The organism is Paenibacillus apiarius (genome assembly GCF_017052585.1).
Classification (GTDB): Bacteria; Bacillota; Bacilli; order Paenibacillales; family Paenibacillaceae; genus Paenibacillus_B; species Paenibacillus_B apiarius.
Window position 1 is genome coordinate 3,270,026 of sequence record NZ_JAFFHZ010000001.1, and the last position, 15,125, is coordinate 3,285,150.

Consider the following 15,125-nt stretch of genomic DNA (forward strand, 5'->3'; position numbering starts at 1 on the left):
ACAGGAGGATATGAACATGCGTGAACAATTATTAGCGATGCTCGATGAACGTAAGGATGAGATCATTGCGATTCGCAGATATCTGCACGCCCATCCGGAGCTATCTTTCAAAGAGGAACAAACCGCGAAGTATATTAGAGACTTCTATGAAGGCAAAGATGTGATGCTGGATACGGAAGTTGGAAACGGGCATGGCATTATCGTCACGATTCAAGGCGGCAAGCCGGGCAAGACGATCGCGCTGCGGGCTGATTTCGATGCGCTTCCGATTCAGGAAGAGACCGGTCTTCCCTTTGCTTCTGAAAACCCAGGCATCATGCACGCTTGCGGCCACGACGGGCATACCGCTTACTTGCTCGTGCTTGCGGACTGCTTGATCCAGCTCAAGGATGAGCTTCCTGGCACGATTAAGATCATTCACCAGCATGCGGAGGAAACGCCTCCTGGAGGCGCGAAGAGCATTGTTGATTCGGGCCTTCTTGCTGACGTGGAGCATATCTTCGGCGTTCACGTCTTCCCTACGGGGGATGTTGGCGAAGTGATGTATCGGAGCGGCTTTGCAATGGCAGGCCGCAGCTACTTCAAGCTCGGCATTCAAGGGAAAGGCGGCCACGGCTCTTCGCCACATATGGCCAATGACGCGATCGTCGCTGCCGCGCACTTCGTCACGACCGTTCAGACGATCATTAGCCGTCGCCTGAACCCATTCGATACCGGCGTCGTGACGATCGGATCCTTCGACGGCAAAGGAAGCTTTAACGTCATCAAGGACTATGTCGAGCTTGAAGGTGATGTGCGTTACATGACGACAGAGACCCAAGCGTTGATCGATAAAGAGATTCATCGTATCGTCAAAGGGATTGAAGAGACATTCGGCGTAGAAGCGACCTTAACCTATACGGCGGACTATCCACCGCTCTATAATGATCCAGAAGTAACAGCGAACGTCGCTCGTTATCTAGAGCAGGGAGTTGGCGATTATTTGACAGCTGTCCGTGAAGGCGATATGTTATCTGGCTCTGAGGACTTTGCGTACTATTTGGAAAAAATTCCGGGCTGCTTCTTCTACATTGGCTGTAAGCCGAAGAACGCGGAAGAGGTCTGCTTCAATCACCACCCGAAGTTCGATATCGACGAAGACGGGCTGCTCGTGGCCGCGAAGTCGGTTGCTGAAGTGGTGTGCGGATACTATGATTTGAAGTAATAGGACAACTGATGGATGGTCATGGGAATAACATGAGAATGGCTCAGGGTTCTGAGCGTTCAAAGTAAAGCTTAGTTTTGTAAAAATAGAATGGTGTTGAAGTATCCCCTCGTGGTTAACATAGTGAGATCATTGGTAGTGATGGCCTCCGCTGTTGATCGGAGGGGATATTTGCTTAGTATTTTCTTGGCTGAGATGGTAAGAGGTTTATATTATACAGGGTACCGAGATTATCAGGAGTTGGATGGTGTTGATTTAAGGTTTATTGACTAGATGGACAATCCTCTACATGCGGTATTTATTGGACCATTTCTCGAGGATGGGAGGTAGAGTAAGCTTCGAATCGATTAGCTTTAGTTTTACCAGGCGTAATGCCGCGTTTGCCTTTTGTCAATTGCTTCATTCTATCAATGAGCGAGAAAAGAGTGTCTGAAGATGAGCCATTGGCAGCCGTTTCAGCTTTCGCTATAGTTGGAAAGCGCTTATGCTCCTGATTCCAAGCAGATCTTGAAATTCAGGATTGGCTGCTAAATGCTACGATATGACTTTGATGCAAGGCTATTGGCTAAGATGCAGTTTTTTTGAACAATTTAGGCGTTTATGAAGCGAAATTGATGCTTATTTTCAGGCATTTTTTTTGAGAAGAGGGCTCACTGGAAAAGCTACACTTTTGGAGTGTTTTGCAGCTGTTGAAGGGAATGAGTGTATCCACTAGCGTTCCAGCTAGATTATAGCTGAACTGATTGAAGTGTTTCCGCAGTTGCACGAAGCGCATGAACGTGATTATGGGGGACAAGACCCGCGTTCTGTGGGGCTCTGAATATATAACGGATTATATCGGGACATCGCGTTCAAATATCCGCGCGCTCGTTCTACTAGGTGAATTCGGTGCAGACAGTAATGCTGTACAAAAAGGCGGTGGAGTATTTCGCCTGAGCGGGCAGGATACCGTCATCGACGCTTTCTGGGGCATCGGGACGATCTCGCTGTTCCTGGGCAGCGCGCGAAGCGGGTGCTCGGCCTCGAGATCGTGGAGGAAGCAATCGTCGATGCACGACACAATCCCGAGCTGAACATCATCACGAACGCGGAATTCGCCGTCGACACCGCCGAAGAGGTCATCCCGCAGTGAAAGGAAAACCGTTTGACGCCGGATGTCACCGTTGTCGATCCGCTGCTGAAAGGCTGCGACCTCACAACTCGACACGATGCCGGCGATGGGCCCCGAACGAATGGTACGGATATATTGTGACCGAGGTGTAGTCGGTGGATATGTTCCCGCAGACGGCGCATGTGGAGCATGTATAATAGTCCCATCCAGTGCGAATGAATTTATTGTTGGTCTCGTGATAAAGTTTTTTCCATCTATACTTTGTGTAAATTTTTCCGAAAAAATAATTGTAGTATGGTATACCTAATGGGATGTACAGGGAAAAGGGTTAGTTGTTCAAACACCGTGAGTGTAGAATGTAACCCCACGAAGCGCTCCCCTAGCAAGACTAACAAAACATGAATTTTTACAATAATTTTCTGTTGAATGATGTGTGCGAACAGTGTCATTTTCTAAAAATAATTATGATATATAATAGCTGACCTGTAACATTTAAATTGTTAGAGATTGCAAGTCATCAATATGTGTTGTAAAATCGAATTAAGGGGAACTAATGTTCCCTTATGAGTGAAAATTCGGCAATTTATTCATCTTAATATCCAAATTAAGTATTGGATTGAATCTCTCGCTGTGCTAATTTAAAGGAGGAAGAGGAATATGTGGAAGCTATGTGCATAAAATTATAGTTGCTTACTAGGAGGCGCTACATTGGCCAAACAATTAATTCTACAAAACATTCCGGAAGAGAAGGAAATTATAACTTTAGAGCACTCACTCAAAATGTTAAATTATAACGAGATAATAGAAGTAACTAAACAACATAAGGTCAAAATTAGTGAGAAGATTAGAAAGAAAAGTGATTTAGAAAAATATCTATGTCAGCAGTTTAAAGCAGGGTATATAGCGTCTAATTTTTTTAATGCTATAAGAGAAAGAGCTTTTAATCCGGAATTGAATGTATCAGATGGTTTCTATTTATCTTTTTCTGAACCGATTAACCTTACAGAAGAAAATTTAAAACAACATGTAACAAGTGCAAATGCTGAGATAAACGAGTTTCAAGATATCTATGAGGCAGAAATAGAATTACTTGACTATAGAAATCGAATTGGAAAGTTGTTGTTTATGAGAAAACAGAATAAGTTTGCTTACGATAGAAACAGTATGTTTAGTACGAAATTTCTTGAAGAACATAAGATACTTGTTGAAATAAATTTCGCAAAACAAATAGTGTATTTTCAAACCTCAAATGTCGGTAAGTTCAGGATAATCAGAACAGTAGTACAGGATTTTCTAAGTATAATATTGGGGGTAGATAAACTGAAATTATTTCCTCCAAAAATGTCACAGCAGTTAAGTTTTGTAATAAATGAGGATGGTGACTCTGCAACAAGATATGAAAAGATTAATTCAAACACAATTAAAGTACTTGATCTACTCCTTGAAATAAACAATCACACATCAAAATTCAGTGAGTTTGAATGTATTGATATCACATTAGACCATGAGGATTCAAAAAAGAAGAATACTAAAGCTAAAATAACCACACAAACATTTGGTGGCGGAGATTTATTAGCGACTGATGCTGTCAAAAATTTAGTTTTAGAAGGAAGAATTATTTTAGAAGTGGATTTTAAGATTGTTTATAATGAGACACTTGAGGATGAACAAACTAGAAAACATACTGTAATGGCAGGAATAGTAAGCAACAACAGGGAATTTTTTCGTATTTATATGCATAATAATGATCTCGATATGAAACAAGTTATTAATAGAGCATATAACGAGTTGAACAGTGTATTTATTGAACATTTTTCAGCAAAGGAACTTAGAAACGAGGACGGGATAAAAAAATTATTAGGCTTAAGATAGTGTGGTGATTACCATTTTTCCCACAAAGTATGCCTTTGTCTATACTAATCAAGAATCAAATCCCGATACTTTTCGGTTCGGTTCACATGATGAGGAAGTAAGTCGATGGAAGAATAAAGATGATTATAATACTTTCGATAGTGTTTTAGGTATTATTTGTAGAGAACAATTAGATATCTTAACGGTAGGTATGAATGTTATTAGTGAAGATGGTATTATATGGATATTACTAGAAGGTAGTGAGTTTAATGGAGAAAACCATACAGTATTAGAAGAATTGTTTTGTAATAGCATAAGGAAATGTATGGTTACAGATAAGAAACTAGTCAGTAGCTTATTTACTGAGGATTTTAGTGATAATTTACTTGAAATATCCATTGAACGACACGATTACTATGAAGTTCTTCCCAATAATTTTTATTACGGAAGTCAGCTTAATTATTCTTCAGAGTACGAATCAATTATTAATGAAGATGGAGTTGAAATAATGAGTTTTAAACTTCAGCCGCATAATAGTGATTCAACTATTACTTTCATAAACGAAAACCTTATTGAATTTAGCCAGTTTAGCCACGAAACAGAAATGAGAAATCAAATATGTGCTTTATCAGCACTTTTTAATAAAACTATAAAAGGATAGTTGATATGAGGAAAATATCGATTACGATTTCAGAAACCAATACGCAAACGATTCACTTAACGGAACACGAAGATTGGGAAGAAGATGGATTTTGTGCGGATTTTTTTATAGTAAACAAAAATATTCCGGAAAAAGAGTACCTATACATAGTCAAAAAGCAGTCAGCTAATTTGAAATGGTTGAATGTTGAAGGTAATAGGTTCATTTTTGACTTAGGTTTATTAAAGCAAACTTATGATAAATTATTTATTGATTGCGATTGGATGAAAGGTATGGTTTGTCTACCTCCACATAATGATATTGATATAATCAACAAGATACCAGTCGTAAGTTTCCATATGTCAAAGGGGGAAATAGAAATGAATACTCCCAAAAAAATATTCTTGAGTCATAAAAGTAGTAATAAACCTATGGTAAGAAATTATTTCAATCTCCTTAAAGAACTAGGGTATGAGCCGTGGTTAGATGAGGATGCTATGGTAGCAGGAGTTAATCCAGATAGGGGGATTGTTGAAGGTTTTAAAGACTCATGTGCCTGTGTGTTTTTTATTACTCCAGAATTTAAAGATGAAAAATTTTTAGCTGATGAGATTGATAATGCAAGGCACGAAAAAAGACAAAAAGGAGATAAATTTTCAATAATTACTCTACAATTTCAAGACGAACATGGTAACGTGGGTGTAGTACCGGAATTGCTACAAAGGGCCATATGGAAAACCCCCTCTAATGAATTGGAAGCTTTTAAAGAAATCGTTAGAGCATTACCTATTAAATTAGGTAGCCCAATATGGAGATAATTAAAGCGACATCATAACAGCAATATATTCATCTTGGATGAATAGTTTTGTAGGGTAACATAGAAAATAAAAATGTTTTTCAAGCAAAGACTTCCACATCATGATTTAGCAAAATAATTCAAACTGAACTTCTAAAAAAGCAAGAGTTGCTAAACCCTTTCAGTCCAAGTTAACTTGATGATTGGAGACCTATGAAAGTTGTAACCGAAATGATCACTTCGAAGCCCACTGATGAGGCCGAAATAGATAGCCACTATTCCCTTCTCGAATTTAGACTTAGACGATGCCACAACGGTCCAATTATTAGAAACAGCAAGGCTAAGTGAAAAGTTGGTGCAGTTATCGTGAGTAGAATTGAACACATCCCCCTTCTACGTTAACATGAAGGGGATTTGTTTTGTCAACAACAGTCTCCAGTGACGACAAACCTGCTTATTATCAGAGGTTTAATGATTTGATAGTTAGGAACAGAAGATAGAAATGATATTCGTGCCATAACTATATTACAAGGTGTAGTGCGAATCAAAAGAATGAATGTGGATGGGTCAAGGATTGAACCGTTTTTTGGTCCACTCGAATCCAAAGTAATGGATATGGTCTCTTAAGCATTAGTCAAGTACAGTCAATCTTAACGAAAGAAACCCATTACAATCAATGCAGTGATGACAGTAATGAATCGGCTAGTGGAGAAAGGTCATCTGACGAAAGAGACAGCGGGGACGAGAAAAGGACACGAACTTGTTGTCAAAAACGCCTACTTTGAAAATATTTTGCAATATTTTGCATTGGCTTGTGTTGGCGTAGATATTGAGAAAATGCTTTTTCGATTTGATGATTGGAATTCGCGAGCAGTCTTAATTCCGTCAATAGATGAGCAACGAAAAATCGTATTCATTTAGGATAAGATCGAAAAACTGGAATTGTTCAAGAAGTGCATGATACAGAAAATCTTCTCAAAGAAGATTCGGTTCAAGGATAATAATAGGTTTAATTTCCAATTATGGGAATGATTGAAGCTGAGCAGTATAGCAGAGTCTTTAGACTACGGATTAAATGCAGCAGCAACAGAATATGATGGGGAAAATAAATATATTCGAATTACTGATATTGATGATAGGTCTCACATCTGCAGCGCTTGCCCACAATTAGAGAGAGTAAATATTTCAGAGAAAAGCACGTATATATTCATTTCAAGTCTGGTCCTAGAGGCTGGGACCATTCAAGAAAAATCCTGAGACTTTGAAGAACATAGGTCAACTTCATGCTAACGTGCCATTAGATATAATAATACCATTGATCAGGATGAGACGGTGGTAAAGTACTCAGCAAACTTATTGCAACAATGGAAACAAAATCACGAGTATAGAATTCTTACTGTTACAGGAATTTCTTTAAATAGAAAATCGTCGCATGTTGTTTTATATGAAAGTAATATTGGTGAACAGAAGTCAGTTACTTAGAAATCAGAGGCAATTGAGGCAATGTCTCCTGAACACTATCCCGCCGAGGAAAGGCCTAGCATTATATCAATGGCTTATTCCCATCAAGATAAATCACCAAAGTTTTGGGTCACCGAATGTAACCACAACAAAATATATCACTTATTAAGAAATAATAATTGATCTTAAGGATGATGATAGAATGAAAAAACGAGTATTTGTTTTTGATGAAACCTTTAATAGTAACAATAATTCATGCCCAATGATTAATCTTAGAAAAGAATATAGCCATATAAGAGGATATCACGGATGCCGTGCTCTTAATTTAGATGATTACTATGAAAATGGAATTGTTCCGATTAATGAGAATGAAACCTTAAAACGCGCTTTATATTTGTTGCACAATGATAAGATTAGTGAAGATATGATAGTCAAGGTATTTAAATCGCACTGGATTAGATTAATGGAAACGCAAAAATATGTGTGGTTTACTCTAACAAAAAATGAGTTGATTGATTTTTGTGGGCATTATTTAATATACGGCAGCGAATTTATTTGTGGTATGGCAGCAGAACTGCGTTGCCAGGAAAATTTAAAAAAAGGAATTCCTACGATTTTTCATTGTGATATTCCGATTGAAAAGATTCCATCTGATTATTTAGAAGATTTAAATGAAAAAGTTCAAACGGGAGATGGATATAATTGCGGATTTAAAATTATTGGATCAATTAGTAAAAACGAGATTGTAAAGTGTGAACATCCCAGAAAGATTTTAGATCCTCTGAATGGTTATATACCGTATTATTGTCACCAGAATGCTACCGAGTGATAAGGAAGGAGTTTCATGGCGCTAAATGAAATATTATATTATGTCCAATGTGGGGCTTTTCATATAATTGGAGAGAGGGGGATATCATGTCATTCTTTGACTTTTTCAGAAAAAAAACAGTTAAGGCCGAGAAGCTTTGGGTGCAAAATAAAGTACCAACCGGAAATTCAAAGCAAACTAAATCAGTTACATCACCAATAGTGAAGGTGACGACGCAAATAATGCCATCTGGGACAGATGACGTCATTCCGGCCGAGAAAAGAATTAAAAATGCCAATGTAAGCAAGCATGGATTATATCCTCACGAGGTTTTAGTGCTTTATTATGCCGGTTCGTATTTCACCGAAGGAAATTCTTTTCAAGGCTTTTGGTGGTACAAATATGGTGTGAGGGATGTTGATAATTGCCTCCGTTCCCTGCTTGACCGAGGATTTCTGCAAGTTGGAAACTTACAGAGTGCCATTGAGAAAGAGACCGCAACAGTCTTAAAGAGTGAATTGAAAAATCACGGGCTTAAAGTGAGCGGTAAAAAAGACGAGCTAGTACAGCGTCTGATGGCAGAGGTATCTCATGAAGAGCTTAACTCTCGTTTTGCTAAAAGAACATATCAATTAACTGAACTTGAAAAGAAGGCACTTGAAGAGGAGGATTATGTGCCATATATACATCGGCATCCAATTGAAAATATGGATATATGGTCACTTAATAAAATAATATATGAACCCCCATATATGTCATATCGCGATAAAATATGGGGTTATCTTAATAAGCGTAGTATGGAGCATTTTTCAGTTGGAGATTTTGGCCTATATAGAAATTGTCGATATCATATGTATCTTTTTCTGATGGAAGAGAAAAGGTTAAAAGATGCTCTGGGTATGTTATCAGAAGTGGTATTTTATGATTTAAGTGGGCTTGGCAATAACTACAATCCGCAGTATCTCTCCATTTTTGCTAAGAACTTCTTCCCTTACAAAGATTCTACCGTGACAATGGCACCTGGCATCACAAGTGCTGTTATACAATGCCAAAAAGAACTTGATCTAACGGACAAGGAACTCAAAACAGCAATGATTGACCGAATGAATTGCCTGAGTACTCCTTTACATCTTTTCACACCAGAAGAATGTGTGGATATTGTATTTATGGAAAGCCGTGAGGATACCGAGGCAATAACAAAAATATATGCAAAGGCAAAGCGGCGATTCAAGCAGAGTTTTCCTGAAATTAAATGTTGAAATCAGAGCTAAAACTTCGAACGATGATCATATTAAAAATTGGTTGTGGTTGAAAGAGGGGGGGAATATGAACTGGCAGCATTTTCAAACACATAATGAAGCACCAACACAGGCTTTTGAATCAATGTGCAATCAATTGTTTGACCTATGGTGCGAAAAAACATATCCTGATTCTTTAAAGACAGTTACCATTGTAAATGGTTCAGGAGGTGATGGTGGCGTTGAATCTTTTGCAAGATTAAAAAATGGAACTATTTTCCCTTAGTCTATGCGTGGATGTTAACTACTGTTAATAATATTGAAAGAGTTGGTTATAAACGAGGATTAATGAAGTGGGCTTCTACACAACCTTCTGAATTTTATAAACTGTTCGAGTGTACATGTAGCACTAATGATCCCCAAATGAAAGAAGATTTACTTTCAATAGCAATGGGGACTGTATTTATGCTTGAAAAAGGATATCCTTACATTAAATTATTCAGTGATTGGATGATTAAAAATGTTTTCGCTCCAGATAAAATTAGTATGTACTATAGTTGTGCTATTCGCTATTACAGCAGAGCTATTGTTGAACGATCCTATGCCTTTGGTGAAATAAAAGATGAAGATGTCGATAAGAGCCGTCCACCATATCATACAAGTGGAACTATCCCTCTTAATCGCGAGGCTACTTCTGGTACCCGGATGGGCGGCTTTGGACCAATTGATTATGATTTGGCAAGATATGTTCTATGTGAGCCTATGGAGAGGATGTTTTTTAGCCGCCGCGGTAGTGATAAAACTACAGAAGGGGGTGACTTTACATGGTATTTTTCTGAGAAAGAAATTGAAGAAATGCTGTCTAACGAAGAAATTTTTCTTAATGAGAAATGCAGCACCAAATTGAAAGAAATTCAACTTGCACATAAACAGACAAGGAGATTCTGGTATCGTCTAGATGACTTAATTGATGACAATACAGATGCCAGCATATCAAATTCGAAATCTCCTACTTACGTATACAATAAAGAAGCAGATAGCTTTTTGCTAGAACATGCGCATATTTTGGAAATGGAATCACTTAAACCTAATCAATTTGTTCTTTCAGCCGCATATGCTTACATCTTGTTACAGGGATGGAATGAAGAAGTGTTCCACTGTCATCCTAATGGAGGCAAACCTGGAGAAGTAATTGGTGTTGATATTGCAATTATGCGGCAACTCATGGTTCCAAAAGTAGCGTAACGACTTCTTGCGAGAAGTATATATGGTGTGCACGCAATGAAATTTTAGGGTATCTATCAGATCGATTACCGTTTAGAGATTTTGAAAGAGAACCATCATTGCTGAACGATTATGGATTACTTGATCTTGGTTTATTCCGGAGGAACTATCACCTTCAATAAATGAAAACATGGGAGAAGATGTTATTAGAGATTGGATTATAAATGCTCCTACCCCTAATTTTGAAAAATGGATTGATATTCGAGATTTCAATCATGAAATTGCACAAGAGGAGAGAAAGACTTGGATATCCTTATATAGTTTTAATTCTGTATCTAACAGTTTGGGCGGAGAATCACTTATGTGGATTTCTTCAGCAATCGCAAAAGACCATTTTAAATATTTGATAAGCGACATAATAAAACGAAAAGATTTTATAGCCCGTGAATTAAGTAATCCAGAAGATTTACATTCTTCTACTGAAACACAGTGTTATATCACCCCAAAAGAAATATTAGTTGGAAAAATGAATGTTATAATGAAATCGCTAATATTTCCATTGATGTTAATGTAGGGGGTTTTGTAAATTATACAATTGAAAAAGCAGTTGAAGAATGCACGGCTAATTATCCCGAATTTGGTGATGTATATTATAAATTGCCTTCCAGAATTATTCGCGAGATGCTGGGTATCTGTGATGGAGACGGATATAAGTATTACAATGGAGAAAAACAGCTTAAAGCAATTTGTTTTAAAGCAGGAGAAAAGTGGCATGACTCACAATCCTATCTATGTGTGGATCGCGAAAAACTTCTTTTGCAGTTAGACCATCTCAATTTCAAGATCTTTTGGACAGTTAGATTACTTAGACAAGCTACTTCAAAATCGCATGAGAAATATCCTAAGCTTCATAGCCGAAATGATAAATGCTGGTTGGTTTGGTTTGAAGACGGAGAATTAAGAACTCAGCTATTTTCAGATCAGATTGACTAAAATTAACTCTAATGATAGGAAACGATTTTAATTTGGAAAATCTTTACTTAAAAGGTGTAATAGTGCCAAGAAAATAATCCAAATAGGTAAATTTTCTGAAATAGATACCCTGCCGCAATGGGATAACAGCTTCGAACGTCATCTTTTTTTATCAGCAACACATGCGGAGTGTCCGCCTCATTGCCGATTTGAAACGGCTCTAACAACTGTGAATTCAATTCCAACCAGCCCTCTCCCCGCAGAAGGCTTTTTTCTTATCTTGAACGCCTGAGCAGGATGAGTGTCAGGCACCACATTCTCCAGCGGTTTGCTAGCTCATCACTTTCACCCGCCCCCACTTTTTGGATTCTTATATTTTTTCATTAAGTATATATTTTTTAGAGAAATTTTAGTATTATTTTTAATTGGAATCCGAATAATAAATATTGATTTAATATTTTTGTTCGGTTTTACAACGTCTTATACATTGATACAAAACTTACATTTACTGCAAATGGGAATGGAGATAAGATGAAGAAAAACATTTATTTTAACCATGATGGCGGCGTTGATGATTTAATTTCGTTATTTTTGTTATTGCATATGGACAATGTGGAGTTGACGGGTGTGTCGGTCATTCCGGCGGATTGTTACTTGGAACCGGCTATGTTTGCCAGCCGTAAAATCATCGACCGTTTCGGTAACGGCGGTTTGGATGTAGCCGCGTCGAATTCCCGCGGGAAAAATCCGTTTCCGAAGGACTGGCGCATGCATGCGTTCTATGTTGACGCCCTGCCGCTTCTGAACGAATCCGGTAAAGTGGTGACTCCTGTAGCGGACAAGCCGGCACATCTTCATATTATAGACACGCTGCGCGCAACGGAAGGCAAGACGACCTTGCTGTTTACGGGCCCGCTTACCGACCTTGCCCGCGCATTAGATATCGATCCGGCGATTGAAGAAAAGGTAGAACGCCTGGTATGGATGGGCGGCACCTTCCGCGAAGCAGGCAATGTGCATGAGCCTGAGCATGACGGAACGGCAGAGTGGAACGTATTCTGGGATCCGGAAGCGGCTGCTCGCGTATGGGCCAGCGGGATCGAGATTGATCTGGTGGCACTGGAAAGCACGAATCAAGTGCCGCTTACGCTCGATGTTCGTGAGCGCTGGGCTGCGGAACGCAAGCATATCGGCGTTGATTTCCTCGGCCAATGCTATGCGATGGTGCCGCCTCTTGTTCATTTCTCGACGAACTCGACATACTATCTGTGGGATGTCTTAACGACAGCGTTCGTTGGCAATAGCGATCTTGTGAAGGTGCAGACGATTAACAGCATGGTGATTACGGAAGGCGCAAGCCAAGGCCGTACTGTTGAAACAGCGGACGGACGCCCGGTACATGTCGTTTATAACGTGAATCGTGATGCATTCTTTGATTACATTACGGAATTGGCGAAAAAAGCAACGGAGAGGGATTTGTAATGTCAGAGAAAAAGCGAGTTATTATTGATACCGACACGGCTGGCGACGATACGATTGCCATTTTAACGGCACTTCACTATTTTCAAGTCGAAGGCATTATGATTACCGGCGGCAATGTCCAGTTCGATCAGCAGGTTGAAAATGCGCTCTACACCGTTCAAGTCGCGGGAAAAAGCGGACAAGTCCCTGTCTACAAAGGGCATGAGCGCCCAATCATGGGGCTTGGCCAAAAAGAGCATCGCACGGTTGAGGATGTACACGGCAAGGATGGAATGGGCGATTCGTTTTTTGAAAAAGCAGTTCAGTCTCCCAAAACAGGACATGCCGTCGATTTCCTTATTGATGCAGTTCATAAAAATCCAGGAGAGATCCATCTTATCGCGATTGCGCCGTTAACGAATATTGCGATGGCGATCAAGAAGGATCCGACCATTGTGCCGAAAATCCCGCATCTGTACATTATGGGCGGAACGAACAATGCGCTAGGAAATATTACGCCGAGTGCGGAGTACAATTTCTACGTTGATCCCGAAGCGGCCAAAATCGTGCTTCATTCGGGTATTCCCATCACGATGGTTGGTTGGGAAATGTGCACGCAATATTCCATCATGGACGATAACGACCATGAAGAGATCGAGGCGCTGGGAACGAAAGGCGCGAAATTCTTCAAAGATGTCAACAAGGTCGTCATGAGATTCAATAAAACGGTTCATCGCCTGAACGGTACGACGCATCCGGATACGCTGCTCGCAGCCGTGGCGGCGGACGAGAAGATTATGGCGAAGTCCAATCTGTATCACGTTGATGTCGAAACCGTCGGTGAGCTGACAAGAGGCTACAGCCTTGTGGACATTAACAATCGTTTGGAACGCACGCGCAATGTTCGCGTCTGTGAAACGATTGATCGAGATGCTTTTAAAGAAATGCTGTTGGACGTATTGAAAGCCATTAACTAACGACTGCGAATAGCCGCTTACAGCCCTTTCGCTTTTACATTCTGGGTCATTGACACGATGAAGAAAGGATAGGTATATGCAATACATTTGGGGACTTGTAGGAATCTTAGGCATTTTTTTGATAGCATTTGCGTTTTCGAAAAATCGCAAAGCGATTAATCCGAGAACGGTGATTGGTGCGTTTGCGATTCAATTCATTTTTGCATTGATCGTGTTGAAGTGGGAATTCGGCAAAAAGATGCTGAACTACTTGGCTGCGGCCGTTCAGAGCATCATCGATTCCACGAATGCGGGCATTCAGTTCTTGTTCGGCGGGATACTGGGTGCGGAAAAGGCGGGCTTTACGTTCGCCCTGCAGGTACTGCCGATTATCATCTTCTTCTGTTCCTTGATAGCGGTTCTGTACTATCTCGGCATTATGCAGTGGGCTACGAAAATCATTGGCGGATTTTTGGCAAAGGTGCTCAAAACGAGCGAAACGGAATCGATGTCAGCGGCTGCGAATATTTTCCTGGGTCCGACAGAAGCGCCACTTGTGGTCAAGCCTTATATTGAGAAAATGACCAAGTCGGAGCTGTTCGCGATCATGGTCGGCGGACTGGCGTGCGTCTCTGGTTCCGTTCTGGGCGGATACGCGATGCTTGGCGTTCCGATTGAATATTTGCTTGCAGCGGCATTCATGGGAGCGCCGGGCGGCTTATTGCTGGCCAAAATTATCATGCCTGAAACCGATCATCATCTTCGAGTGGAACGGGTGAGCATGGTAAAGGATACAGAGTCCCGAAATGTTATCGATGCCGCGGCTCGCGGAGCTTCGGACGGGCTCAAGATCGCTGCCGGCGTAGGCGCCATGCTGCTGGCATTTATATCGCTCATTTTCTTGGTGAACATGATCATTGGCTGGGTTGGCGGCGTGTTCGGAATCGAGGCGCTGACGCTGGAGCAAATTCTAGGCTACCTGTTCGCGCCGATTGCCTTCCTGATCGGTGTTCCATGGAATGAAGCGCTGCAGGCAGGTTCCTTCATCGGTCAAAAGTTCGTCTTGAACGAATTTGTAGCGTACACTTCGTTTGCGCCTGAGATTGTAAATCTGTCTCCAAAAAGTGTTGTCATCATCAGCTTCGCGCTCTGCGGCTTTGCCAATCTGGCTGCGATTGCGCTCCTCATTGGAGGCTTGGGCGGGATTGCGCCTTCAAGAAGACAAGATCTTGCCGAGATGGGCTTCCGTGCGGTCTTTGCCGCAACCTTGGCTAACCTGATGAGTGCGGCTATTGCCGGGATGCTCGTGTAGCAGCACCGGCATCATAAAAAGGAACAGCTAAGCAAATAAACAAACGCTTGGACTATGATGAGCCCAAGCGTTTGTTGTTTGCTACGTGAAA

General features: G+C 40.4%; 14 protein-coding genes and 1 pseudogene. All 15 read left to right on the plus strand.

Annotation, left to right across the window (positions count from 1 at the left end; genetic code table 11):
- The first annotated feature begins 16 nt into the window (after positions 1–16).
- The 15 genes and pseudogenes from JSQ80_RS14750 (at position 17) to JSQ80_RS14820 (ending at position 15,034) form a co-directional block, all read left to right on the plus strand.
- On the plus strand, positions 17–1,204 hold the full coding sequence (locus tag JSQ80_RS14750) for an amidohydrolase (protein WP_206095802.1): 1,188 nt from the start codon (positions 17–19) through the stop codon (positions 1,202–1,204).
- 764 nt (positions 1,205–1,968) lie between these two features.
- Positions 1,969–2,512 (plus strand): annotated as a pseudogene (locus JSQ80_RS14755) (23S rRNA (uracil(1939)-C(5))-methyltransferase RlmD); the annotation flags it as partial.
- Between the two features lie 511 nt (positions 2,513–3,023).
- Positions 3,024–4,187 (plus strand): hypothetical protein, encoded by a 1,164-nt coding sequence (locus JSQ80_RS14760; RefSeq protein WP_206095803.1) that lies wholly within the window; start codon positions 3,024–3,026, stop codon positions 4,185–4,187.
- Between the two features lies 1 nt (position 4,188).
- Positions 4,189–4,827 carry a hypothetical protein gene (locus tag JSQ80_RS14765; RefSeq protein WP_206095804.1) on the plus strand — a complete coding sequence of 213 codons (639 nt, stop codon included), beginning with the start codon at positions 4,189–4,191 and terminating at the stop codon, positions 4,825–4,827.
- A 5-nt stretch (positions 4,828–4,832) separates the two neighbouring features.
- On the plus strand, positions 4,833–5,624 hold the full coding sequence (locus JSQ80_RS14770; RefSeq protein ID WP_206095805.1) for a toll/interleukin-1 receptor domain-containing protein: 792 nt from the start codon (positions 4,833–4,835) through the stop codon (positions 5,622–5,624).
- Positions 5,625–6,274: 650 nt separating this feature from the next.
- Complete coding sequence (locus tag JSQ80_RS14775) at positions 6,275–6,523, plus strand: BlaI/MecI/CopY family transcriptional regulator (RefSeq protein ID WP_336245845.1); 249 nt, start codon at positions 6,275–6,277, stop codon at positions 6,521–6,523.
- A gap of 742 nt (positions 6,524–7,265) precedes the next feature.
- Complete coding sequence (locus JSQ80_RS14780; RefSeq protein WP_206095807.1) at positions 7,266–7,892, plus strand: hypothetical protein; 627 nt, start codon at positions 7,266–7,268, stop codon at positions 7,890–7,892.
- An 86-nt stretch (positions 7,893–7,978) separates the two neighbouring features.
- Entirely contained in the window at positions 7,979–9,130 is a 1,152-nt protein-coding gene (locus JSQ80_RS14785) for an SAP domain-containing protein (protein WP_206095808.1), read from the plus strand.
- 67 nt (positions 9,131–9,197) lie between these two features.
- Positions 9,198–9,395 (plus strand): hypothetical protein, encoded by a 198-nt coding sequence (locus JSQ80_RS14790; protein WP_206095809.1) that lies wholly within the window; start codon positions 9,198–9,200, stop codon positions 9,393–9,395.
- A 137-nt stretch (positions 9,396–9,532) separates the two neighbouring features.
- Positions 9,533–10,354: a hypothetical protein gene (locus tag JSQ80_RS14795; RefSeq protein ID WP_206095810.1), complete on the plus strand. Its 822-nt coding sequence runs from the start codon at positions 9,533–9,535 to the stop codon at positions 10,352–10,354.
- Between the two features lie 169 nt (positions 10,355–10,523).
- Positions 10,524–10,907, plus strand: coding sequence for a hypothetical protein (locus JSQ80_RS14800; RefSeq protein WP_206095811.1), 384 nt, complete (start codon positions 10,524–10,526; stop codon positions 10,905–10,907).
- Positions 10,823–11,326: a hypothetical protein gene (locus JSQ80_RS14805; RefSeq protein ID WP_206095812.1), complete on the plus strand. Its 504-nt coding sequence runs from the start codon at positions 10,823–10,825 to the stop codon at positions 11,324–11,326. Before JSQ80_RS14800 ends, JSQ80_RS14805 begins: the two co-directional genes overlap by 85 nt.
- Positions 11,327–11,836: 510 nt before the next feature.
- On the plus strand, positions 11,837–12,787 hold the full coding sequence (locus JSQ80_RS14810; RefSeq protein WP_206095813.1) for a nucleoside hydrolase: 951 nt from the start codon (positions 11,837–11,839) through the stop codon (positions 12,785–12,787).
- The gene (locus tag JSQ80_RS14815; RefSeq protein ID WP_206095814.1) at positions 12,787–13,743 is read left to right on the plus strand and encodes a nucleoside hydrolase; all 957 of its coding nucleotides are present in this window, start codon (positions 12,787–12,789) and stop codon (positions 13,741–13,743) included. Before JSQ80_RS14810 ends, JSQ80_RS14815 begins: the two co-directional genes overlap by 1 nt.
- Before the next feature lie 76 nt (positions 13,744–13,819).
- Positions 13,820–15,034 carry a NupC/NupG family nucleoside CNT transporter gene (locus JSQ80_RS14820; protein ID WP_206095815.1) on the plus strand — a complete coding sequence of 405 codons (1,215 nt, stop codon included), beginning with the start codon at positions 13,820–13,822 and terminating at the stop codon, positions 15,032–15,034.
- Positions 15,035–15,125: the final 91 nt, after the last annotated feature.